Source organism: Microbulbifer mixtoriginis (SeqCode) (assembly GCF_052466765.1).
Genome location: NZ_CP174289.1, coordinates 1380881 through 1403992, shown reverse-complemented (window position 1 = coordinate 1403992; position 23112 = coordinate 1380881). Strand labels below are relative to the sequence as shown.

Sequence of the window (23112 nt, the reverse complement as noted above, 5' to 3'; positions counted from 1 at the left end):
TATTCTCTTGGGAGACCATATATAATGGAGCAACTATTTAGAGGGATTCTATCGCGTCCAAAATTGGTATTGTCTGTTTTTTTGCTTTTTTTTGTTGCCTGTACAGTTGGTGCTAAAAACCTTTTTTTTCGTGGTGATTATGCAATTTTTTTTGACGATTCGAATAAAGAGCTTCAGGCGTTCAATGAGATTGAAGGTACCTTTAACAAGACTGACAGTTTGGCGATAATTATAGCGCCAGAAACTGGCGAGATTTATACTGAAAGATATCTCGAATTGATAATGCTCCTCACAGAAGATGCTTGGAATATTCCTTATTCCAGTAGAGTGGATTCCATTGCCAACTATCAGCATACTGAGGCTCAAGAAGATGATCTTTTAGTTGAAAATCTCGTATTCAAGAATTATCCGTTAAATACAGAATATATTAATAAAGTTAAGTTTGTTGCTGAGAATGCCCCAAGGCTTAAGGGGGCCTTGGTTTCAAAAACAGGTGATTCCGCAGTTATTAATATCACTTTTCAATTGCCGTCAGGCGATAAGACCGCTCGAGTAGCTGAAATTACGGACCATTCAGATAGGATGCTTGCTTCCTATCAAGAGTCATACCCTGATGTTTCATTTCATCAGGCTGGCATCGTTGCTATGAACTCTTCCTTTACCAAGGCTGCTCAAAAAGACATTCTCACTTTAGTGCCAGTAATGTTTGCGGTAATTAGTTTATTATTAATTATGACGCTAAGGTCGATCACCTATGTAATTTTAACCTTGGTTATTGTTGTTACAAGTGTAGTGGCAACTATGGGGATTTATGGTTGGGCAGGAATGTATTTGAGCATTGCCACAGTTAATGTTCCCACAATGATAATGACTTTGGCAGTGGCAGATTGTGTACACCTGATTACCTCTGTCAATGAAGGCAAAAGGCAGGGGTTGGGAAATCGAGAAGCTGTTGTTCATAGTTTTAAACTGAACTTTATGGCTATTTTAATTACTTCTGTGACGACGGCTATCGGATTCCTAATAATGAATGTTTCTGATTCGCCTGTCTTACGGCATATGGGTAGTTTATCTGCTTTGGGAGTTATGTTGGCTTTTGTTTTTTCGATTTTCCTTTTGCCAGTGCTGTTATTATTGATGCCAGTAAAAGTATATAAGGAAAGAGGAGGTGTTTATTCTAAATTATTTCAATTGCTGCCAAATCTGATAATTCGTTACCATCGAAGTATCTTTTGTGTCTCCACTATTGTGGTTTTGATTGCTGGCTATATGGTGATGCAGAATCGAATAAATGATGAGCCGATAGAGTACTTTGATTCCAGTCATAAATTTAGAATTGCTGCCGATTTTATGGAGAACCATATTAGCGGCATGACTAATATTAGTATTGCTGTCAAGTCTGGTAAATCGCAGGGTGTAGTTGATCCTGATTTTATTTCTATGCTAGATGATTTTACAAATTGGCTTCGTATGCAGCCACAAATAGATCATGTTGCTAGTCTAGTGGATACCTATAAAAGGTTAAATAAAAACCTACATGGTGACAAGGAAGAATACTACAAGTTACCCAATGATAGAGAGTTGGCTGCACAATATCTTCTATTGTATGAACTTTCCTTGCCCTATGGATTAGATATTAATAATGAAGTCGATATTGATAAATCAGCGGTTAAACTGCAATTGACAACAAAAAATTTAGGTAGCGGTGAGCTTGTTGATTTTGAAAACAAAATATATGACTGGTTCAGTAGTAATGCTCCACAATATGAAATAGTTGCATCTAGTCCCTCTCTTATGTTCGCACATATTGGAGAGACAAATATGCATAGCATGCTTAAATCATTACCAATTATTTTAGTGTTAATTTCTACACTCTTAGTTATTGCATTAAAGTCTTTGAGGATAGGAATAATCAGCTTGTTACCTACATTGGTTCCAGTTTTATTGGGGTTTGGTTTATGGGCGTTTATTTCAGGAGAGGTGAATCTAGGTTTGTCTGTTGTCGTGTCACTTACATTGGGTATTGTGGTGGATGATGCTGTTCATTTTTTGAGTAAATATCAATATTCTCGTCGTCAGGGAAACTCTGTGGAAGAAGCAATATCCTACTCTTTTAATACCGTGGGGCGTGCTCTCTGGGTAACTTCTCTCGTACTGGTTGCTGGATTTCTTGTTCTTGCATTATCTAGTTTTAGGTTGAATTCAGATTTAGGTCTTTTAAGTGCTTTAGTGATTACAATTGCCCTAGTTGTCGATTTCTTACTTCTGCCAGCTGTGCTTTTAATTTTTGATAGAAGAACGGATATTGTGCAAGCCAAGGCCAACAATGAGCTTTTGTCTGCTGCCAATTAAAAATATCAATAGGAAAAATCATGATAAAGAATGGAATTTTAACTTGCCTGTTACTTCTTTTGGCTTCTCTCGCGATGGCGAATACCGAAATGGGGCTGGAAATTGCCAAAGAGAGAAAGGTAAGAGATGAAGGCTGGAGAGACTCAATTGCAACTGTCAGTATGTTGTTGAAAAATGCATTGGGTGAAACTAGCTCAAGAGAACTTAGGGTTAGAACTCTGGAAATTGAAGGTGATGGAGATAGAGGATTAACTGTATTTGATGAGCCTCGTGATGTAAAAGGAACTGCTTTTTTATCCTATTCTCACATTAATAGTCCAGATGATCAGTGGCTTTATCTACCTCGGTTAAAGAGAGTTAAGCGAATAGCCTCACGAAATAAATCAGGGCCTTTTATGAGTAGTGAATTTGCCTATGAAGACATGACTTCCTTTGAATTGCAGAAATATAAGTTCAGCTATCTAAGAGAGGAGCTAATAAAGGGGAGGGAAACCCTTGTTGTGGAACAAATACCTACTGATGAGTATTCTGGCTATACAAGGCAGGTAGTCTGGATTGATAAAGATCACTATCAACCAATTAGAACGGAATTTTACGATCGAAAGGGAGAGTTATTAAAAACATTACATTTGGAGGACTATCGCCAATATTTGGAGCAATATTGGCGGGCACATGTTTTGACAATGATAAACCATCAGACGGGCAAAAGTACTGTGCTCACCATTCATGATCTTAAATTTAAAGTAGGGTTGGGTGAAGATGATTTTAATGTAGCGACGCTTAAAAGAATACGTTGATTTTTTTACAATGAAGCTACACATCTTTAATTGTCTTTTTTTTATATTTCTACTTGCTTCCGCCTCTAGTGCTAGTTGTGTCGAATTACGAGGGATTGCTGCAGTTGAGTATCGCCAATTCCTTGCTAGAGGCGAGGTTGGTCAGAAGACCTTTCAGCCTTCTGTTTTTGTTGAACCAGAACTCTATCAATCTTTTTTGAAAGACAGTGCTAGCATCACTATAGTACCTTTTTTACGGTTAGATGCTTTAGATGATGAACGGTCTCACTGGGATATCCGTGAATTTATGGTGCGATATCACTTTAAAGAGGTAGATCTTGAGGTTGATCTTGGAATAGGTAAGGTATTTTGGGGTGTAACTGAGTCTCAGCATCTAGTGGATATAATTAATCAAACTGACAGTATCGAATCATTAGATAATGAGGATAAACTCGGTCAGCCAATGCTTCATGTTTCATGGATTAAGGAATGGGGAAGTGTTGAGGGTTTTCTACTCCCTTATTTTCGAGAACGTACATTTCCAGGTGAGGATGGGAGACTTAGTTTAGGCGTTGAAAATTCGTCTGCTCAGTATAAGTCCTCGAAAGGGAATAGGCATTTGGATTTTGCAGTTAGATACTCTACTAGTATGAATTCGGTTGATCTGGGGGTAAGCTATTTCCAGGGCACTGGTAGAGATCCTGATTTTATCTATAACCAGCAGCAATTGTTACCTTTTTACCGGCAGATTAGACAAGTTGGAATTGATGCCCAGTGGCTAAAAGGAGATTTTTCTTGGGTTTCCGAAGCTCTGTGGCGTGATACTGGTGAAAAAGAGTACTTTGCAATAACCGCAGGTTTTGAATACAGCCTTGTAGGGATCACTGATACAAATATGGATTTAGGTATTCTAACGGAGGTTTTGTATGATTCCCGTGGACAGAGTGCTACGACAGCATGGCAGCAAGATATTTTTATAGGAACTAGACTTGCAGTTAATGATATCGCAGGGACTGAGATATTGCTGGGGGTAACCCAGGATCTTGATTATTTTAATTCCAGAGCTATAAAGCTTGAAGCATCGAGCAGGATTACAAATTCTTGGCTGTGGAGGGTGAATGGATGGATTTTTAATAGTTATGGTAAAGAGGATCCATTGAGTAGTTTCCAAAAAGATGATTATTTAGAGGTAGGTTTAGAATATTATTACTAGTACTTTAGGGTTGACTAATTTCTCAAAATTACCTTATTAAGGATCTTCGAATGCCCCCCAATATCCCTCATAACACTCTGTCAATAGAGTACGGGGGGCTAATTTCAATTTAGTAAATTACAGTCTACATCTAGATCCCTTACGGGCAGAATTAAAACGATCGCGCAGGCGCTCAATCATTGCAGTGCGGGCGGCATCGTGGTTGATACCCATTACGACATTCACTTCTAGGCCCTCGCCGTTTTCGGCAAAAGTGGTTTTACCCACGGTGGGGTCGAAGGAAATAGGGTCGTAAGGAGTCATACTGTCAGCCAGACCGGTATTTAACTGGTCGACTTCAATAAATCCGGCCACCAGATCCATTTCTAGAGTTTCAGGCTCCAACAGTACCAGTGCGGCGATAATATCCCACAGGCGAATTACTGCATCCATAGCGAAGTCACCATTACCCTGGAAATCCCCACCTTCAAATTCACGGATAGAGCTGAGGAGTTTAGAGGTATAGCAGGCCTCAGGGGTTGCGCGACGTTTAGCCAGGGCTTCGATGGTGCTGCCCTGTACCTTGGCCATGTCGGTAGAGTTGGTGGGTACCAAATAGGTTTCAATATCATTTTCACTCAGGGCGTTAAAGGCCCACTGCGCACTCAGTGGGTCGAGTAGAATATTGAATTCCTGGTGGGTGCTGAAGTCGCTGTCACAGCCAAAACTTGGGTGGGAGAAAATATTGCCGCCCAGATTTCTAGATTTATCGCCAAAGCAGGCTGCTTGGTGATTCTCGGTAAACGGCTCATAATTCTCAAAGCCTCCACCCATCATAATCACACGATCAATTTTTGCCAGCTGCTCTTCGTTCGCTTTTCCAAGTACCCGGGCCAGTGTGGTGAGTTTGCCGGTATTGAAAACCACTGGGCGTTGCTCCAGTTTATCCAGAGTTTCCAGGATAATGTCTTCGGCCAGTTCAAAATTGAAGGAGACACCATTGTTACCTTGGTAGCGGTAGTGTTCCTGTTTTGCGCGGGGGATTAGGTGGTCAGTTCCGTATAAGGTGGAGCCGTTGTCACGCCAGGGACCGGGCACATACTGGCCATAAAGGTTAATGCCCATGGCATTGCGGCGCTCCAGATTCCATGTGCCGGTGCTGAAATCGGAGGAGTTGGGCAGCTGGTAATCATCGCGGTCAGTTACAGCGTTGTCGTCATTTACCGGAGCGCTGGAAGCCTTACCGTTAGCCCCGTAAGCGACCTCCTCAGTGGCAAAGTAGGCACCGCGTATCACTTTGGTATCGTTGTTACCCAACCACTCGAGGATGTTGTAAACCGTATTGGCTCCGTGCGCTACAGTATTGAAAGAGTCTTCAACCACTGCCAGCTCCAGGGTGTAGCGCGGGTCTTTGGCAATCAGCATCAATGCTACGGCATCGTCAAAGTTATTGAAGTCGCCGATCCAGATAATCGGTTGGGCATCTTCATTTTTGGTTGCTTGGTGCAGGCGCTTTCCATGACGACCATTATCCGCATGGCAGGAGGCCAGGGTTGCAAAGCTACCAAGAATCAGGGCTCCGACAGATAGCCAACGTTTTAATTTCATCTATATTTCCCTATGGTTCGAGAGTCTTTAATTGGCGATTTCACGACCCTTCCCTGTGTCGATACATGGCCACTCCTGTAATAACTACCATTAACGCTTGTTAGCTATAAATAGTGCTCAATTACAAAAGTTAATGCCGGCTTATAGGCCGGCACAGGTATATCCCTATACCATTTAATTTCTTTTATTCGTTTTCCATTAGCTTTTAATTCTGGATAAAAGATTTCAGGTTGCGTGCCAGTTGCTGAGGCAATGGTTCGGTCCCTTTGATGCCCAGGTTTGTTAAGCGCGATTTATCCAGCTGACAATTGTAGGGGCGCGGTACTGAAAAATCGGGTTTGCTATCTGCGCTGATATGGTCAGCACTCAATTCGCACACTTTGGCAATAATATGCGCAAGTTCAAAGCGAGTGCAGGCGGTGTCGCCGCTCCACTGATAGATACCTTCAAATTGGATGCCACGCTGGGTTTTCAACAGGCATTGCTCCAATACTTCTGCCACTTCCTCCACACTGGTGGGAAAACGAATTGCCCAGTGATCCAGTGTGACCGGTTTTTGTTCTCGCAGTGTCTCTAATAGGGCGGTAATACCGGATTCTTCCAGGTAGGAGACGGGTCCAAACAGCCAGGGCAATCTTAAAACCCAATGGTTACCGTTTTTCAATACTGCTTCCTCTCCCGCCAGCTTGCTGCGGCCGTAAAAATTCACGGGATTGGGTGTGTCATCAGGGGCATAGGGTGGGGCAGTACCATCAAAGACATAGTCTGTGCTGATATACACCAACTGTGCATTGATTTCGCTACAGTGCTTGGACAACAACTCTGTGCTGCTGACATTGAGTTGCCAGGTGGTATCTGGATTGTCAGCACAGCGGTCTGGCCAGCGTTCAGCGGCACAATGGATCACCACTTCCGGCTTGATATCGTTCAGGGAAGCTTTCACTGCGCTGCTATCCGATAAGTCCAGGCGAATTAAGTTTTCGCCTGAGCGAGAAAAAGCGGTGCCGATTACGGAAAAAGTAGGGTTGTTGGAAAGTTGCTTAAATACACTACGGCCCAGCAGGCCGGAGGCGCCGGTAATCAGGATTTTCACGGGTTACTTTCCTTTAATTAGACCAGTGGGGAAACGGTGGCCTATGTGGGGCAATGAATGGTGCAGGATAGTTTGGCTGGAGGCTAGGGAAGCCTGCCCGCCAGAGAGCCGCCCGGCCAGCCAGCCTGCATATTTGCTGGAGGTATGGCCGGGCAAGAACAATTTACATCTGCTCCATAACTTCAATACCGAGCAAGCCGAGGCCAGTCGCGATAGTGCTGGCCACCAGGTTACACAGCTGCAGACGGCTGTGCTTCTGTTCTTCGCTTACCCCTTCTTTCAAGACCGGGCAGGCTTCGTAGAAGCTCATATAAGCACTGGCAAGCTCGTACAAATAAGTACAGAGCACGTGTGGGAAGGTGTCTTTGGCTACCTGATCCAGTATTTCACCAAATTGGTTCAGTTTTACTGCCAGTGCGCGCTCTTGGGGACTTTCCAGATTAATATCGCCCTTGAGTTCACTCGCCTCAATACCGGCCTTGCGGAAAATACTGCGCACGCGGGTATAGGCATACTGTAGATAAGGCGCCGTATTGCCTTCAAAGCTGAGCATGGATTCCCAGCTGAAGATGTAATCGTTAGTGCGGGTCTTGCTTAGGTCCGCATATTTCACCGCGCCGATGCCTACCTTGCGCGCGATTTCCGCACAGGTTTGTGCATCCAGCTCAGGGTTTTTCTCGGCTACCAGTTTTTCTGCGCGCTCTACCGCCTCCTCTAGCAGGGCGGCCAGTTTTACCGTACCGCCGCTGCGGGTTTTAAACGGCTTGCCATCGTCGCCCATCATGGTGCCAAAAGCGCAGTGCTCAAGAGAAACGGATTCTGGTAAAAAGCCCGCTTTGCGTGAAGCGACAAAGGCCTGCTGTAAGTGCAGGGATTGACGGGCATCCACTACGTAGAGAATACGGTCTGCATTGAGCTGGTTTGCGCGGTAGCGAATGGCAGCCAGATCGGTGGTAGCGTATAGGTAACCACCGCCCTTTTTCTGGATAATCATCGGGCTTGGATTGCCTTCTTTATCGGCCATCTCTTCCAGGAACACCACGATAGCACCCTGGTCCTCTACGGCGATGTCGTTATCCAGCAGTTCTTTAACCAGCACTGGCAGATCGTCGTTGTACTGGCTCTCCGCGTAAACGTCTTCCTGCTTAAGGGTGACATTGAGCTTGGAGTAGATCTCTTCACAGTGGCTGATAGAAATATCGATAAACTGTTTCCACAGTTTCAGGCACTGTTCGTCGCCGCCCTGCAGTTTTACAACGTATTCACGGGCGCGGTCTGCAAAACCCTCTTCCTCGTCGAAGCGTACTTTGGCTTCGCGGTAGAAGACTTCCAGGTCGGCCAGGGCTACTTCCGCAGCATTGTCTGCCAGCTTGTCGGACAGATGTGCCAGTAACATACCGAACTGGGTGCCCCAGTCGCCCATATGGTTTTGACGGACCACCTTGTGGCCCTGGAACTCCAATAAGCGCGCCAAGGCATCACCGATAATGGTGGTTCGCAAATGGCCTACGTGCATTTCCTTGGCCAAATTGGGGTGGGAATAGTCGATGACTACGGTTTTGGGTTCTTCAACAGAGGCAATATTGAGACGCTTATCGCCTTGGGCAGCCAACAGCTGTTGGCTCAGCCACTGTTCACTCAGATGGATGTTTAAGAAGCCAGGACCCGCGATCTCGACCTTTTCGATCATATCGCCCTTGTCCAGCTGCTCAAGGATCTTGCTGGCCAGCTCACGCGGGTTGGTGCCCAGTCGCTTGGCGGCGCCCATAGCGCCATTGGCCTGGTAGTCGCCAAATCCGGCTTTCTTCGCAGGTGCCACAATCGGGCCGCATTCTTCGGGGATACCGGCGGCAAGCATGGCGGCCTGGAATTTGTCGGAGAGGAGTTGGCGAATATTCATAGAGGGTTATAGCTGTCTTAAATTCGTGGAAACGCCGAATTTTAATGGGCGGTGGCGGCTTTGCAACCAGCGAGGGCTGGAGAGCGACTCAAATCTGGGGTCAGGTGTCCAGATGGTGTGGTGCTCAGTGGTATGATGCCGCCAAATTATGGAGGTACCGTGAGTTCTACCACACTTTATTGGCACGATTATGAAACCTGGGGCACAGACCCGGGTGCCGACAAACCGGCGCAGTTTGCCGGTATCAGGACCGACGAAGCGCTGAATATCGTCGGCGAGCCATTGATGATTTACTGCCGCCCTTCAGCGGACTGCCTGCCGCAGCCCATGGCGAGTCTGGTGACGGGCATCAGCCCGCAAAAGGCCCTGGCTAACGGCGTGCCGGAAATTGAATTTATCCAGCGTATCCTCGCTGAACTGGGTGCTCCTGGTACCTGCGGAGTGGGCTACAACAGTTTGCGCTTTGATGACGAAGTAACTCGCTACACCCTGTACCGCAATCTGCTCGATCCTTATGAGCGCGAGTGGCGCTCTGGCAATAGCCGCTGGGACATTATCGACATGGTGCGCCTCACTTATGCCCTGCGCCCCGAGGGTATCCAGTGGCCGACACGCGAAGACGGTGCGCCGTCTTTCCGCCTGGAAGAACTGACCGCAGCCAATGGAATTTCCCACGAGGGCGCTCACGATGCACTCTCTGATGTCCACGCTACGATAGATATGGCGCGGCTGATCCGCAAGCAACAGCCGAAGCTTTACGATTATGTTTTCCGCCTGCGCCGAAAGCAGGAAGCCGCCAAGATGATTGATATGCGTGAGCGCCGCCCGCTGTTGCATATCTCTGGCAAGATTTCTGCCAATCATGGGCATTTGACCTACGTGATGCCGTTGGCCAGCCATCCGGTGAATCGCAACGCCGTAATTGTTGCCAATTTGGCGATGGACCCCGAGCCTTTACTCAACCTGGATGCGGATACGCTGCGTGAGCGCCTCTATACCGCTCGCGATCAACTGGGTGAAAGCGAACTGCCGGTTGGGTTGAAACTGGTGCACTTGAACAAGTGCCCGATATTGGCCCCAGCCAATATGCTCGACGATAAACGTGCCAGTGAACTGGGCATCGACCGAGCGGCTTGCGAAGCCAACTGGCAGAAGTTGAAAAGCGTTGATCTGACCGAGAAACTGCACAACGTATTTCTGGATCGGGAGTTTCCCCAGAAAGATGTAGAGGCGGATCTCTACAGCGGTTTCCTTAGCGATGCTGACCGAGATATCTGCCGTGAGCTGCACCGCGGCTTGGCAGCCCGCGGGCCCGAAGCCCTGGCTGGCGAAGTGCCATTCAGTGACAAGCGCCTACCCGAGTTATTGTTCCGCATGCGTGCGCGCAACTTCCCAGAGACCCTATCGGACGAGGAACATCAGCGCTGGCAGATCTGGTGTTTCCAGCGGTTAACCGATCCCACCGCAGGGGCCTCTATCACCCTCGAAGATTACTTCCGCCAGCTGTCCGAACTGCGAGTACAGCATCCAGAGCGGATATCGCTGATTACCGAGCTGGAAAACTGGGGCGATAGCCTACTCGCCTAATGTGTTGAATCGCGCCAGCGGCCATTCTTTCACTGGGCTCTATTGCGGTGCCCGAGTAGAATGCCGCTCGCGAACACCCGCGCCCACAAGGCGCAATCACTGGAGTAACCATGGACTTTATCGGAGCCAATATTCTGTCTGTCAGCCAGTTCGAACGTGCCGATATAGAGCGCGTATTCGATGTGGCTGACGCCATGACCCCTTATGCAAAGCGCGAAAAAGTAACGCGCGTATTGGAGGGGGCGATTCTCGGCAATATGTTTATGGAGCCGAGCACCCGTACCCGCCTGAGTTTTGGGGCTGCTTTTAACCTGCTGGGTGGCACGGTTCGGGAAACTGTGGGGATTACTGCCAGCGCTATGGCCAAGGGCGAATCCCTTTACGATACGGCGCGGGTATTGTCCGGCTACAGCGATGTGATTTGTATGCGCCACCCGCAGGAGGGCTCTGTGGCAGAATTTGCCGCAGCGAGCCGCGTGCCGGTGGTGAACGGCGGTGATGGCGCTAATGAGCATCCCACGCAGGCGTTGTTGGATCTCTACACTATTCGCAAAGAGCTGGCCGCCCATGGCCGCACCCTGGATGATTTCCGCATTGCCATGATTGGCGATCTCAAACACGGCCGTACCGTGCACTCCCTGTGCAAGCTGCTGTGCTTATTTGGCAGTGTGCATATCACTCTGGTTTCCCCACCGGAGCTGGCAATGCCCGATGCGATTGTGGAGAAGCTGCGCGAGGTGGGGCACGAGGTAACGGTGACCGACCAGCTGGAATCCTCGATCGCTCATGTGGATATCGTCTATTCCACCCGTATCCAGGAAGAGCGCTTTGCCTCTCAGGATGAGGCCAACCGCTATCGCGGGCGTTTCCGCCTTAACCGGGCGATTTTTACTCGCTATGCAGAGCCCAATACGGTGATTATGCACCCCCTGCCGAGGGATTCACGCGCAGAGGCCAATGAACTGGATACCGACCTGAACGAACATCCTAGCCTGGCGATTTTCCGCCAGACCGATAACGGCCTGCTGGTGCGTATGGCTCTGTTCGCCCTGCTATTAGGGGTGGAACGTCAAGTGGATAAATACGCCCGCGAAGTAAACTGGCATAGCCGTCGCAACCCGGTTTAACGTCACTTTCCTTGTTTTCGGATAACGCCGTTTTTTTCTGTTAATCTGATTGAGTTACCCCGGCCAGAAATACGATGGCTGGCCCGGGTTTCTCCGCAATCGCATCAGGGAAAGATGCATGTCGAATCAGATATCGTCAGCGGTATTCTTGCGCGGCGCGCTCATCCTGACGCTGCTCCTCGTCGTTTTGATTTCAAAAAGTGCCGCACAGGAAAGTACTTCCCCCCATGTGGCGCTGTTGACTATTGATGGCGCCATAGGTCCCTCTACGACGGATTACTTTAAGCGTGCCACTGAGAGTGCTGGTGAGCGGGGTGCTGAGCTAATCATTGTGCATATCGATACTCCAGGCGGTCTGGATGCGGCTTCCCGGGATATTATTCAGCATATCCTTTCCTCTCCTATTCCTATTGCCATGTATGTGTACCCCTCGGGCGCCCGTGCAGCCAGTGCCGGCACCTATATCCTCTATGCCAGCCAGATAGCAGCCATGGCCCCGGCTACAACCCTGGGGGCCGCCACGCCGGTACAAATAGGCGGGCCACCGGGAACGCCATCTCCAGGTGGCAACCCGAAAGAGAGCGACCAAAAAGAGGAAAAAGAAAAAGCGAATAAAGACGACGAAGAAGGTAAAGACGAGGACAAAAAGGAAAAGCCATTATCCGGCACCGCCATGGAGCGCAAGATGGTTAATGACTCCGTTGCTTTTATTCGAGGCTTGGCACAACGCAATGGACGCAATGCCGAGTGGGCGGAGAAGGCCGTTCGTGAAGCGGCAACTCTGACCGCTTCGGAAGCGCTAGAGATGAATGTTGTCGATATTGTTGCCAAGAATGACGAGGATTTACTGAAGCAAGTGGCCGGACGTAAAGTGTCTCTTGATTCCGGTGAAATTACCATTTCGGCAGAGATTGCCCAACTCCCCATAGAAAATTACGAGCCAGATTGGCGTAATGAATTACTGGCTCTGATTACCAATCCCCAGGTGGCTTATATTCTTTTATTGATCGGTATTTATGGGCTGATTTTTGAAGGGTATAGCCCCGGTGCTTTTGTGCCCGGCATTGTGGGGATTATCTGCCTGCTTTTGGCATTTTATGCTTTGCAGGTTTTGCCGATTAATTATGCCGGGCTGGCGTTGATTATTGTTGGGGCGCTTTTGATTGTGGCGGAAGTCTTTATGCCCAGTTTTGGCGCCTTGGGAATTGGTGGAATTATTGCCTTGGTGATTGGTTCAGTAATGTTGATCGATACCGATGTGCCGGGCATGCAGGTATCGCGAAAACTCATCGCGGCAATTGCTGGAGTGAGTGGTGTTTTTCTTTTGGGTCTTTTAATGGCGGTGGGTAGGAGTTTGCGCAAACCGCGACTTGCCTCCGATCAGGCCCTGGTGGGACGTGTGGCGGTGGTGAGTAATGTGAGCGAAGAAGAGGTGCTGGTGCACCTCGGTGGTGAAATATGGCGGGCGCACTGTGAGATGCCACTGGAGCCTGGGCAGCGAGTGCGTGTTATCGCCCAGCGTGGTTTGCTGCTCTATGTTGAGCCGGGCTAGTCATTGCGGTTGGCATTTAAATTGGCTTTTGCTGGTGCGAATTTACCCCAGCAAAATTTATAAGCAGTTATAGGGAGAGATAAGCATGGTCAGTTATTTTGTTGGGCTGTTGGTGCTCGCGGTATTACTGCTATTGATGTATGCCATCCGAATCTTGCGGGAATATGAGCGTGCGGTGGTCTTTTTTCTGGGGCGCTTTCAGACGGTGAAAGGACCTGGCCTGATTATCATCATCCCAATTATCCAGACCATGGAGCGCGTGGACTTGCGCACCGTAGTGATGGATGTCCCTACACAGGATGTGATAAGTCGCGATAATGTTTCAGTAAAAGTGAATGCGGTAGTTTATTACCGGGTTGTTAATTCACAGTCAGCGATTATCAATGTTGAATTTTATCATGAAGCTGTCAGTCAACTGGCCCAGACGACGCTTCGATCTGTACTGGGTAAGCATGAGTTAGATGAGATGCTTTCCGAGCGGGACAAACTCAATGTGGATATTCAAAAAATTCTTGATGAGCAAACTGATGCCTGGGGTGTTAAGGTCACTAATGTCGAAATTAAACATATCGATCTGGATGAGAGCATGGTGCGTGCTATTGCCCAGCAGGCTGAAGCAGAGCGGGCACGACGAGCCAAGGTAATTCATGCAGAAGGCGAAGCCCAGGCAGCCTTAAAGTTAACAGAAGCTGCCAATCAGCTATCTCAAAATGCTAACGCCATTACTTTGCGCTATATGCAGACCATGATTGATATTGCCGGAGCAAATAATAGCTCAACCATTGTGTTTCCACTTCCACTGGATTTGATTGAGCCTCTATTGAAACGTGGTGCTGAGGCGCAGAAATAAAGAATTCTCTTTCTCTGTGAAACATAACTAAAAAGGCCACATTTTGATGTGGCCTTTTTAGTGGAGCTCTCTGTAAATGGTCTTACAAGAGCTTTTCCATCAGAGAGCGAGTTGAACTATCCCAATCCTCGGGAACATTTCCATCTGCGGCATTATAAATCTGCGCACTTAACTGTTTGCCTAGCTCTACCCCCCATTGGTCAAATGGGTTAATTCCCATAAGGCAACCGCTGGTGAATACCTTGTGTTCGTAAAGCGCTAACAGAGCTCCCAGGTGATGCGGGTCTAACTTTTCCAGTATCAAAGTATTACTTGGGCGATTACCGGGAATGGCTTTATGTGGTGCCAGCGCATGGGCTTCGCGGTGGGTATAGCCGGCATCCTCCAGTTCCTGGCGGGCTTCGTGCAGGGATTTGCCGCGTAGTAGAGCCTGGCTCTGGCTGATACAGCAAGCCAGTAACCAGCGGTGTTGCTCGCTTAGCTCAGAGGTCGGTTGCTTGATGGCGATAAAATCCGCTGGAATCAGGTCGGTGCCCTGGTGCAATAGTTGATGGAAGGAGTGCTGTCCATTGGTCCCCTCAGTGCCCCAGATCACACTGCCGCTGGGATACTCCAGAGGCTTGCCCTCTTTATCCACGCTTTTACCCAGGCTCTCCATATCCAATTGCTGCATCCAGGCGGGAAATTTGGATAGACGCTGAGCATAGGGCAGAATCACTTGGCTGCTGGCACCCCAGCACTGGCGATACCAGAACTGAATAAGAGCCAGCAATACCGGCAGGCTTTCCTTCAGAGGGGCACTGGCAAAATGGGTGTCCATGCTATGGGCACCGGCCAATAGTTGCTCATAAACGTTGTAGCCGCAGGCCAGGATGATCGGCAGACCAATGGCCGACCACAGTGAGTAGCGGCCACCTACCCAGTCCCACATAGGGAAAATATTTTCTGGGGCAATACCAAAGTCTTGTGCGGCCACAATATTGCTGCTTACGGCAACAAAGTGTTGGGATAATTGTTTTTCAGTGGCACCCGCCGCTAGTACCCATCGACGTGCACTTAGAGCATTCTCTCGGGTTTCCAGAGTGGAAAAAGATTTAGAGGCAATGATAAAGAGAGTCTCTTCCGGGTTGAGACCTTTGAGGGTATTACTGAGGTCGGCACCATCAATATTTGCTACGAAATGTACTCGAATACTCTCCTTGTGCCATGAGCCGAGAGCCTCAACCACCATACGCGGACCGAGATCGGAGCCACCGATGCCGATATTGACGATATGGCGAATAGCTTTGCCGCTGAATCCAAGCCATTTTTGTTGATGGATGCTATCGGCAAATCGCTGCATCTGAACGCGACAGTCGGCCACGGCGCGTTCGTGTTCGGTTTTTGCCGCTCCCTGAAAGCGAAGGGCGGTGTGTAGGGCTGATCGATGTTCGGTATTATTGACATTGGCACCGTCAAGCAGGGCGGCAATCTGGCTGCCCAAATCCTGATCTTCGGCATAGTCGAGTAACAGTTGCAGAGTGTCCTGCCGCAGGTGATTTTTACTGAAGTCCAGATAAATACCAGAGGCTTCACAGCTAAAACTGGTTGTGCGCTGGGGATCGGTGGCGAAAAGTTCGCGTAAAGACCACTTTTGTTGTTTGAAATGAAATTGGAGTTGTCTGATTGCAGAGGCACGGCTCAGGGCCAGAGTTTCACTTGTCATGGTGGTCGTTAATAAACTCTCTTTTGAGTAATTTTTTCGGTCTTCCCAAGCTGAACGGCGCTTGGTGTCGAAGGGTTGGCAATCCTAACTTATTACTTTCGCGGGACCAGTATCTGAGACGGTACAGTCTATTACAAGAAAAGAGTCTTCGCTAAGAATGGGGGAGAGAAAAAACAAATGCCGCTCGTTAAAGCGGCATTTGGTGGTGATCCATACTAAATAATGCTTTGTTACTTGTGTGTCTGTCAGTGTAAATTTAGTCAAAACCTCATTTAGTATGAATCACCACGCTGTTCTGCTTGAAAAGATTTTACTTCACCACTTTCATGCAGCGTACTCTGTCAGAAGCCATCCAGCAGTCAGCATCTGCAGGGCAGGCCATGGAAACTGGAATTTGTTCAGCACCTGGTGGGCAGTAAGCTGGCGGTGCCGGAGGGCTACAGCAACCTGCTAGAACCAGTGCACTGATAATACCGATTAAGTACTTGGCTGGAGTGAAATTCATCCCCTAACTCCTTTCCGTTGATGTTAGCCATTAGCATAGCCAATAAAACGTCACCTGTTGGTCAGCTTTGTAAAATGTGTTTTACAAAGAAGCCGCCTAATTGAGTGTAATAGGCGCAGGAAAAAAATAGCTGTCAGGTGCAAAGTCAGGAAGAAGCTTGCGCCAATTTGTGGGGTTTTAGGCTGTAAAAATAGCGTTTTCTTTCTGAGGCGCTGCTAAGTGTATTGTTTTTTGTGGCGGCGGAGGGCGTTGGAATTTATTTTTTAATGTTTTTTGTTGCAGTTTTCTTTAGCGGGATTTTAGGTGAACTATTGCTGGAATAGAAGTTGGCGAATTTAAAAATGGCAGTCTTTTATTCGTTACGCAGATGGGTACTCTTCTTATGAAGATGGCGAAATTCATTTACAGGTGAAGTGTGTAAAGCTAAGGAGTGAAGCATGGCAATGAGGTAGGCCAAAATTTTGCTACATCATTGCCAGATTGAAGATCCTAGTGAATGGATTTGGGTCCATGAAGGAAATGACCGAAGGCCTGAGCAAGGGTTTCATTCCGTTCGGGGTCACGTAATGTACTCAGTAGAGAGGTGCGCACCTTGGGCAGAAACATCAAGTCAGAGAGCAATAAGTTAAAGGTATCCTGGTTATCGCTATCTGCCAGTGCATTGAGCCAGAGTTTGGCTAATTGTGGATTTTCTAGGTCTTGGGGGCAGCGGCTGCCGATGGCAGCAAGAAGCTCTATAGACTTAGCCTTGATGCTCTGAGTGCCACTCGATGATTTTTGTGTCAGATGCTTTAAAACTTCTTGCAGTAAAGTGCTGCGCAACCCCTGCGCCGGCGAATGAGAGATACCACGCACTGCAGCGGCAATCAGGGTGAAATCTGGAGTGTCATCTTGTAAAGAGTCACGTGCCCGAGTGGCGATGACTTCTACCAACTGGTGATCGACCGCTTCATTTTCCAGACAGTGGCACAGATTGACAAAAACTGGCGCAGCAATATGGGACAACTGATTTAACAGAAGCTCTTTCTGGGAGTCCCAGCGGGCTGATAGATCGGCAATGCCCTGTAGGGCCAGGTTATCCCAGCGGGACTTCTGGGGGTTGTGAAAATAGTCGAGTACTGCTGCATAGTGCGCGCTAGGTGTACGCTTCAGAAGCCGTTGGGTGTGCGCGTGAAATGCAGCTTGGCGCTCGTTGGAAGGAGTATAAAGTAGACCGCTTTGTTGCAGTAATTGGTCCAGCTGCGCTGCGGATTCCGAAGCGGGCGCCTGCTTCAGCTCTTGGGCCAGGGCGCGCAGCAAGCCATCGCGGGCCTGTAGCTGTAGCTTGCCCTGCTCATCGAGGGGAAAGCGCAAGAACCAAACCGCCGGTTCACCACCCTCAACGGGCTGCAGTAAGAGTCCGCTCCAGGCCTGGCGCAAATAGGGGTGAGGCCAGGCTTTTTGGCCCGCCTCGAAAGCCTCGGCTGTAGACTTTGGTACAGATTGAAGACGCCGGCCCAGATCGAACCAGCGTAATTTAAAGTCCGCCTCTTTTATCAGGGCGCTCAGGCTACCGCTTTCACTCATGACAGCTTTGTAGATTTCCTTCTTTTTTATCGGAGGGTGCTGTGGCCGCAACTGAGATCGGCATCTGCTTAAAGTGCAACCAGCCGTAGGCGATCGCTAGCAGCGGGCAGATAATATTGAATAGGGCAAAAGGTAAATACTGCCAGGTTCCAATACCCAGCGTTGCAGCCATAAAGGCTCCACAGGTATTCCAGGGAATCAGCACGGAGGTGATGGTGCCAGAATCCTCGAGGGTGCGTGACAAGTTAAGCCCGTGCAGGCCCTTTTCCTTGAAGGCTTCGCGGAACATACGGCCCGGAATAATAATCGCCATATACTGGTCACCAGCGGCTAGGTTCATGCCAAAGCAGGTGAATACGGTGGCAGTTACCAGGCCACCTACAGTTTTAACGAGTGATAAAACACCTTGAACGATGACCTGTAGGAAGCCGGCGCGCTCCATGGCGCCACCGAAGGCCATGGCCGAGGTGATCAGCCACACGGTATTGAGCATGCTGCTCATACCGCCTTTCGAGAGGAGTGCGGCGACATTCTCATTCGTGGAGGTGGATTTATAGCCATCGAACAGGCTGTACCAGGCGCCTTTGAGCGTGGCCAATGCGCCTTCTCCTCCGCCTAGGCGGCGAGCAGCTTCTGGTTCGAAAATCAGTGCGATGGCACAGCCCACCAGGGAGCCGACGATCAACGTGGGGAAGGCGGGGACTTTGCGCCAGGCCATAGCGAGTAGCAAGATCAGAGGCAGCAGGCTGATCAGGGAGATTTTGAATTCGCTCTTCAGGGCAGTAAGTAAAGACTCGATATCTGAGGCGGAGGCAGTGCTGGCCTCAGAAGTGAGGCCGAGATACGCGAACACCACCAAGGCGATAACGAAGGCTGGAATCGCGGTCGACATCATATGACGGATGTGCTGGAACAGATCATTCGATGTTACCGCCGCAGCCACGTTAGTCGTGTCAGATAGCGGCGACATCTTATCGCCAAAGTAGGCGCCGGAAATTACCGCACCCGCAGTGATTTCCGGGGACAAGCCAAGTGCACCGGCAATCCCCATCAGAGCCACACCCAGTGTGCCGGCGGTGGTCCAGCTGGAGCCGATGCTAAGACCCACTACGGCACAGATAATACAACTGGCGGCGTAGAACCATTGGGGCGAGAGAATCTGTACCCCGTAATAAATCATCGACGGCACGGTACCGGCTAATATCCAACTGCCGATCAAAGCACCCACTGCCAGTAGTATCAGAATCGCGCCGAATACCAGGCCAATGCCGTGCAGCATACCGCCTTCCATATCACTCCAGCTGTGACCATTTTTCATGCCCATCAGCGCAACTACGCAGGCGCACAACAGCAGTGCAATTTGGTTGGGGCCGTAAGAGGAGTCGGCGCCATAGAAGTACACTGACAGCGATAAGAGAGCGATCAGGATCCCCAGGGGGATCAACGCATCCAGCAGGCTGGGCGTGCGCGGTTCATTTATGGGGGTGGCTTGAGACAAGGTGGACTCCTGCTTGACTGCGTGGCTTGTGCCGTATTCGTTATCGTTGTTTTTGCCGTCGGCGGCGGTTGACCTTCCTATTCTCCCGGCTTGGGACGGTGAAGTCTACTTTGAATAGCATTGGGACAGGAGGACCTTTTTGCTGACTGACCCGTCTAACGGTTCTTTCATCGCCTTGGTCATCGATCTGGTCGGGTGAGGTGCTAGCAGTTCGGCGAGGCTTCCGGTATGTTCTGCGCCGATTTCTTATCCCGGCTACCCTGTGGCCGTACAATAAAATGAGCCCGGGCCACGGGTAGATAGTCGGTCCGGCAGGTAGTGATGTCATGAGAGCAAGTGAGTTAGACCCCGCTCAATTTGAGGATATGCGCCCTTATCGCGACGATGAGGTGCGTGCTGTATTGGACAGGCTGATCGCCGATCCGGAAATGTCCCACGCTGTAGCGCATTTCCTGATCCCCAAACTGGCACGCTTGGAAGGCCCCCTGGCCTGGCTGGTACGTCAGTTCCTGCGTTTTGAATTCCGCAAAGTGCACGATGTACGTGGTGTGCAGGCGATTGTAGAAAAATATATCGACAAGGTGGTGAGCCGCACCACCTCCGGGCTGACGATTTCCGGGCTGGATACCCTGCCGCGGGACCGCGCCTGCCTCTTTGTAAGCAATCACCGGGATATTGCCATGGACCCGGCTTTTGCCATCGTGTCCATGTACAAGGAGGGGCATGAGACCTCCCGAATCGCCATCGGCGATAACCTGCTGGGCAAGCAGTTTGCCGGCGATATTATGAAGCTCAACAAGTGCTTTACCGTTAAGCGCAGCTCTGGCACCCGCAGGGAAAAGCTGCAGTCGGCGACAATGCTGTCTAACTACATCTACCACTCCATCGTGAATGACAATGAGCATGTGTGGATCGCGCAGCGCTCCGGGCGTGCGAAGGATGGTATGGATCGTACTAATCCGGCCTTGGCGGCCATGTTCGCCATGACTAAAGATCGGGATATGCCCTTTGCGGATTTCTGGCGCAAGTTGCACATAGTGCCCCTGTCCATCTCCTACGAGTGGGACCCCTGCGATGCCCAGAAAGCCAAGGAACTCTACATCACCGAACACAAGGACGAGTACAAGAAGGCCAAGAACGAGGATCTGGCCTCCATCGGCAAGGGTGTGATCGGCTTCAAAGGGCGGGTGCACACCGCATTTGGTACACCGATCGAGGCGGATTTCAATGACGTTAACAGCGTCGCTGAAGAGATTGATCGCCAGATTGTCGGCAATTACACCCTGCATCCCACGAATCTGATCGCCTACGAAATGATCTACGGCGAGGTGTCCGGATTGCCGGTGGGTTACCCGCACAAGCCCTGGGATGCCAGTGAACACTTGGAGACCCGTGAGAAGTTTGAAGCGCGCATGGCCAAGGTCGATGAGCGTTGGCGGGAAAAGGCGATCCAGGCCTATGCCAATCCGGTAGTTTCACGCCTCGCATTTGAATAACTGTTTTGGAGTCAGTGTAAGAGGGGCACTCAGCCTCTGCGGTGCTGGTGAGGAGGGGGCGCTTAGTGGATAATAACGCCCCCTGCGCCACCCACTAGCGAATAGACTCTCCCCCGTGCTCAACGATAAACACAAAACTGCCATCCAGGCTGCCTACAGCCAATTCCTTTCCAGCCGTGGCCTCAAGGCCCGTTATGGGCAAAAACTGATGGTGGCAGCCATTGCCCGCACGCTGGGCTCGATTGTGCAAAGTGCCAGTGGCGAGCGCGACAGCAGTAAGACAGATGGCGAGCATATCTGTGTGGTGGAAGCCGGTACCGGTACCGGTAAAACGGTCTCCTATCTACTTGCCGCCATTCCTCTGGCCCAGGCCCAGGACAAAACCCTGGTGATTTCCACTGCCACAGTTGCTTTGCAGGAACAGATTATCCACAAGGACCTGCCTGAAGTGGCGCGTCACAGTGGCCTCAACTTTGAGTTCACCCTGGCTAAGGGGCGCGGTCGCTACCTGTGCCTGTCAAAATTAGATCAACTACTCTCCAGTTTTTCCGCCAGCGGTACCGGCCTCTCTCTGGGACTCTATGAAGACGAGCTGCCCCAGGTGGGAGAGGATAGTGTTGCCCTCTACCAGAAGATGACTGACAGTCTGACCTCTGGCCGTTGGGATGGTGACCGCGACAACTGGCCGGAAACTATCGAGGCCGATGACTGGGGTCGGATCACTACAGATCACCGTCAGTGCAGCGGCCGTCGCTGCCCCCATGTCACCAATTGCAGTTTCTTTCGCGCGCGCGAGAGCTTGGGCAAGACCCAAGTGATTGTTGCCAATCACGATTTGTTACTGGCGGACCTGGCCCTGGGCGGCGGTGCCATATTGCCTCCCCCAGAAGAGACGATTTACGTGCTCGACGAGGCCCATCACCTGCCGGACAAGGCCCTCAATCATTTCTCCCATCACAGCCGTGTCGGCGCCTCCACCGGTTGGCTCGACCAAGCCAACAAGGCCCTTGGCCAGATGCTGGGAGAGATCGGCGATGGCGCCGAACTGGATCGCTGTGGTGAGCAACTACCGGCGGTGCTCACCTCTGCCAAACAGGGTCTGGAGCAGATGTGGCCGCTGATTGAGGAGTTGTGCGAATTTGAGGATGAGCGGGGTAATACCACCCGACACCGCTTCGAGGGTGGAGTGGTGCCGGATTCCATGATGCAACTGGCGGAAAAGCTGCGCGAGGATTTTGACGAGCTTGAGGGGCTGTTCGGCAAAATGTTGCAAACGGCTCAGCGTATGCTTGAGGACGCCCACTCTCCGGTGCCTATTGTAGACCTGGAGCGTTGGTACCCGCAGCTAGGCAGCTGGTATGGGCGTGCCGAGGCGAATTTGTTGCTCTGGGCCAACTATGCCCGCGCCGATGCCGATGGTGCCCTGCCTCAGGCGCGCTGGGTCACGCTGGTGGATTGGGGTGGTTCGACCGATTTTGAGGTGTGCAGCTCGCCCATCCTGGCCGGCAAGACTTTGGATTATAGCCTTTGGCGGCGCTGCTACGGTGCGGTGCTTACCTCCGCGACGCTCACCGCGCTGGGCAAGTTTGACCGCCTGCGCATGCGTGCCGGTACCCCGGAAAATGCCAGCTACCAAGTGGTCCCCAGTCCCTTTGATTTTTCCAGAGCCACCCTGCAGGTTCCCGCTTGTGCCGTGGATGCAGGTAATGCGGACCAGCACACCGATGCGGTGATTGATGCTCTACCGGAGTTGCTTAAGGACTCTGGTGGCTCCCTGGTACTCTTCTCCTCTCGCCGCCAGATGGAGACGGTCTACGAGGCACTGCCCGGTACCTGGCGCAACCGTATCCTGATGCAAGGGCAACAGTCCCGTCAGCATTTACTCGACTCACACCGTGAAATCGTCGATGGTGGTGGCAGCAGTGTGTTGTTTGGTCTTGCCAGTTTTGCCGAGGGCCTGGATTTGCCTGGGGATTACTGCAGGCATGTGGTGATTGCCAAGTTGCCTTTCGCGGTGCCCGATGACCCAATTGAGGCGGCCTTGGCAGAATGGATTGAGGCCAAGGGTGGCAATCCATTTATGCAGATCACCGTGCCGGATGCAGCCCTGAAACTGGTACAGGCCTGCGGTCGTTTGTTGCGTGCGGAAGGGGATAGTGGAACAGTCACCCTGCTGGATCGCCGTGTAGTGAGCCGTCGCTACGGCCAGGCGATTCTCAATTCACTGCCGCCTTTTAACCGCCATATCGAATAACCTCTTACTCTTTGGTGTGCCCCATTTTCGTCTACAGGTTTGGAATTCCTG

At 50.3% G+C, this 23112-nt stretch carries 16 protein-coding genes; 9 read left to right on the top strand and 7 right to left on the bottom strand.

Annotated elements, in window-relative coordinates:
* Nucleotides 1-24 precede the first annotated feature (24 nt).
* Genes ACJJIV_RS06200 through ACJJIV_RS06190 form a run of 3 tightly spaced genes read left to right on the top strand, consistent with a single transcriptional unit; the run spans nt 25 to nt 4341 of the window.
* The gene (locus ACJJIV_RS06200; protein WP_444891123.1) at nt 25-2352 is read left to right on the top strand and encodes an efflux RND transporter permease subunit; all 2328 of its coding nucleotides are present in this window, start codon (nt 25-27) and stop codon (nt 2350-2352) included.
* 20 nt (nt 2353-2372) lie between these two features.
* Nucleotides 2373-3149, top strand: a complete 777-nt coding sequence (locus ACJJIV_RS06195; RefSeq protein WP_444885890.1) for an outer membrane lipoprotein-sorting protein — start codon at nt 2373-2375, stop codon at nt 3147-3149.
* A gap of 10 nt (nt 3150-3159) precedes the next feature.
* The gene (locus ACJJIV_RS06190) at nt 3160-4341 is read left to right on the top strand and encodes a hypothetical protein (RefSeq protein ID WP_444891122.1); all 1182 of its coding nucleotides are present in this window, start codon (nt 3160-3162) and stop codon (nt 4339-4341) included.
* Nucleotides 4342-4458: 117 nt separating this feature from the next.
* Here ACJJIV_RS06190 and ACJJIV_RS06185 read toward each other — a convergent pair whose 3' ends face one another.
* The 3 genes from ACJJIV_RS06185 to argS all read right to left on the bottom strand — a co-directional run bounded on the left by ACJJIV_RS06185 (nt 4459) and on the right by argS (nt 8921).
* The gene (locus ACJJIV_RS06185) at nt 4459-5928 is read right to left on the bottom strand and encodes a nucleoside hydrolase (RefSeq protein ID WP_444891121.1); all 1470 of its coding nucleotides are present in this window, start codon (nt 5926-5928) and stop codon (nt 4459-4461) included.
* 205 nt (nt 5929-6133) lie between these two features.
* Nucleotides 6134-7021: a dTDP-4-dehydrorhamnose reductase family protein gene (locus ACJJIV_RS06180; RefSeq protein ID WP_444891120.1), complete on the bottom strand. Its 888-nt coding sequence runs from the start codon at nt 7019-7021 to the stop codon at nt 6134-6136.
* A 163-nt stretch (nt 7022-7184) separates the two neighbouring features.
* On the bottom strand, nt 7185-8921 hold the full coding sequence (argS, locus tag ACJJIV_RS06175) for an arginine--tRNA ligase (RefSeq protein WP_444891119.1): 1737 nt from the start codon (nt 8919-8921) through the stop codon (nt 7185-7187).
* A 135-nt stretch (nt 8922-9056) separates the two neighbouring features.
* Between argS and sbcB the strand changes: the two genes are divergently transcribed.
* The 4 genes from sbcB (at nt 9057) to ACJJIV_RS06155 (ending at nt 14037) form a co-directional block, all read left to right on the top strand.
* Entirely contained in the window at nt 9057-10508 is a 1452-nt protein-coding gene (sbcB, locus tag ACJJIV_RS06170) for an exodeoxyribonuclease I (RefSeq protein ID WP_444891699.1), read from the top strand.
* 110 nt (nt 10509-10618) lie between these two features.
* A complete protein-coding gene (locus ACJJIV_RS06165; protein ID WP_252084788.1) occupies nt 10619-11635 on the top strand; it encodes an aspartate carbamoyltransferase in 1017 nt (338 codons plus the stop codon).
* 118 nt (nt 11636-11753) lie between these two features.
* Nucleotides 11754-13187, top strand: a complete 1434-nt coding sequence (locus ACJJIV_RS06160) for an NfeD family protein (RefSeq protein ID WP_444891118.1) — start codon at nt 11754-11756, stop codon at nt 13185-13187.
* Nucleotides 13188-13272: 85 nt separating this feature from the next.
* Nucleotides 13273-14037, top strand: coding sequence for a slipin family protein (locus ACJJIV_RS06155; RefSeq protein ID WP_252084790.1), 765 nt, complete (start codon nt 13273-13275; stop codon nt 14035-14037).
* An 82-nt stretch (nt 14038-14119) separates the two neighbouring features.
* Here ACJJIV_RS06155 and pgi read toward each other — a convergent pair whose 3' ends face one another.
* From pgi to nhaC, 4 genes are all read right to left on the bottom strand, one after another.
* The gene (gene pgi, locus ACJJIV_RS06150; protein WP_444891117.1) at nt 14120-15742 is read right to left on the bottom strand and encodes a glucose-6-phosphate isomerase; all 1623 of its coding nucleotides are present in this window, start codon (nt 15740-15742) and stop codon (nt 14120-14122) included.
* Nucleotides 15743-16052: 310 nt separating this feature from the next.
* Nucleotides 16053-16247 carry a hypothetical protein gene (locus ACJJIV_RS06145; protein WP_252084792.1) on the bottom strand — a complete coding sequence of 65 codons (195 nt, stop codon included), beginning with the start codon at nt 16245-16247 and terminating at the stop codon, nt 16053-16055.
* A gap of 489 nt (nt 16248-16736) precedes the next feature.
* Complete coding sequence (locus ACJJIV_RS06140; RefSeq protein WP_444891116.1) at nt 16737-17813, bottom strand: DUF3549 family protein; 1077 nt, start codon at nt 17811-17813, stop codon at nt 16737-16739.
* Nucleotides 17806-19311, bottom strand: a complete 1506-nt coding sequence (gene nhaC / locus ACJJIV_RS06135; RefSeq protein ID WP_444888192.1) for a Na+/H+ antiporter NhaC — start codon at nt 19309-19311, stop codon at nt 17806-17808. Before nhaC ends, ACJJIV_RS06140 begins: the two co-directional genes overlap by 8 nt.
* Before the next feature lie 326 nt (nt 19312-19637).
* Between nhaC and ACJJIV_RS06130 the strand changes: the two genes are divergently transcribed.
* Both ACJJIV_RS06130 and dinG read left to right on the top strand, forming a co-directional pair.
* Complete coding sequence (locus ACJJIV_RS06130) at nt 19638-20807, top strand: 1-acyl-sn-glycerol-3-phosphate acyltransferase (RefSeq protein WP_444888193.1); 1170 nt, start codon at nt 19638-19640, stop codon at nt 20805-20807.
* A gap of 115 nt (nt 20808-20922) precedes the next feature.
* Nucleotides 20923-23061, top strand: a complete 2139-nt coding sequence (gene dinG, locus ACJJIV_RS06125) for an ATP-dependent DNA helicase DinG (protein WP_444885881.1) — start codon at nt 20923-20925, stop codon at nt 23059-23061.
* Nucleotides 23062-23112 lie beyond the last annotated feature (51 nt).